This window comes from Streptomyces altiplanensis (assembly GCF_053591575.1).
In genome coordinates, this window is the sequence record NZ_JBSFUB010000225.1 from 1 (window position 1) to 1,542 (window position 1,542).

The window sequence follows — 1,542 nt, forward strand, 5'->3', positions numbered from 1 at the left end:
GCCCCCGTTATCTTTTTCGCGGTCCTGCAACGGGACCGCTGGCCTCCGGGCCCGGTATGACTGTGTCCCCTCTGTCGAACGGATGACCTGGGGGGTGGTGTCGCCGGGTCCGAGGGGTGCCGTCGGAGACGCTGATGAGAGGTCCGGCCACCGCCTGGCCTGGCGCAATGCCGGGCAGTTCGCGGGCGGCAGGTCTGCATAACGTGGATGCGCGAGCACGGTGCCGCCGCCGAGGCCGGCAAGGTCAACCACCCGGGAGGGGTGCGATGTTAGACACCGGCGATGTGGGCGTCTTCCTCGGTCTGGACGTCGGCAAGAGCGCCCATCACGGCCACGGGCTGACCCCGGCGGGCAAGAAGGTCTTCGACAAGCCGATGCCCAACAGCGAACCGAAACTGCGGGCTGTCTTCGACAAGCTGACCGCGAAGTTCGGCACCGTGCTGGTGATCGTCGACCAGCCGGCCTCGATCGGCGCCCTGCCCCTGACCGTCGCCCGGGACGCGGGCTGCCAGGTCGCCTACCTGCCCGGACTCGCGATGCGGCGGATCGCCGACCTCTACCCGGGAGAGGCGAAAACCGACGCGAAGGACGCCGCGGTCATCGCGGACGCCGCCCGCACCATGCCCCACACCCTGCGCTCGCTGGAGCTGACCGACGAGGTCACCGCCGAGCTCACCGTACTGACCGGATTCGATCAGGACCTCGCCGCGGAAGCCACCCGCACCTCCAACCGGATACGCGGCCTGCTCACCCAGTTCCACCCCTCGCTGGAGCGCGTCCTGGGCCCGCGACTGGACCACCGGGCCGTCACCTGGCTCCTCGAGCGATACGGATCCCCGGCCGCTTTGAGGAAGGCCGGCCGCCGCAGACTCGTCGAACTCATCCGGCCCAAGGCCCCGCGGATGGCACAGAGGCTGATCGACGAGGTCTTCGACGCTCTCGACGAGCAGACCGTCATCGTTCCCGGCACGGGCACCCTCGACATCGTGATCCCCTCCCTGGCCGCCTCGCTCGCAGCGGTCCATGACCAGCGCCGGGCACTGGAAGCCCAGATCAGCACCCTGCTGGAGGCCCACCCTCTTCACCCGGTCCTGACCTCGATGCCGGGAGTCGGAGTCAGGACCGCCGCCGTCCTGCTGGTCACCGTCGGCGACGGCACCGGCTTCCCCAGCGCAGCCCATCTCGCCTCCTACGCCGGCCTCGCCCCCACCACCAAGTCGTCCGGGACCTCGATCCACGGCGAACACGCACCACGCGGCGGAAACCGGCAGCTCAAACGGGCCATGTTCCTCTCCGCCTTCGCCTGCATGAACGCCGACCCGGCCTCCCGCACCTACTACAACCGCCAACGCGCCCGCGGCAAAACCCACACCCAGGCACTCCTCCGCCTCGCCCGCCAACGCATCAGCGTCCTCTTCGCCATGCTCCGCGACGGCACCTTCTACGAGTCCCGAACCCCCACCGTCACCCTCGCCGCATGACCACCCCAAACAGTCACAAACCAGGCACCACATCCTTGACGAAGGACATAGAGGCACCCCC

The 1,542-nt window shown here is 69.1% G+C and carries 1 protein-coding gene; it reads left to right on the plus strand.

Annotated elements, in window-relative coordinates:
• The first annotated feature begins 266 nt into the window (after positions 1-266).
• Positions 267-1,481, plus strand: a complete 1,215-nt coding sequence (locus tag ACWD0Y_RS36615; protein WP_450264570.1) for an IS110 family transposase — start codon at positions 267-269, stop codon at positions 1,479-1,481.
• Positions 1,482-1,542 lie beyond the last annotated feature (61 nt).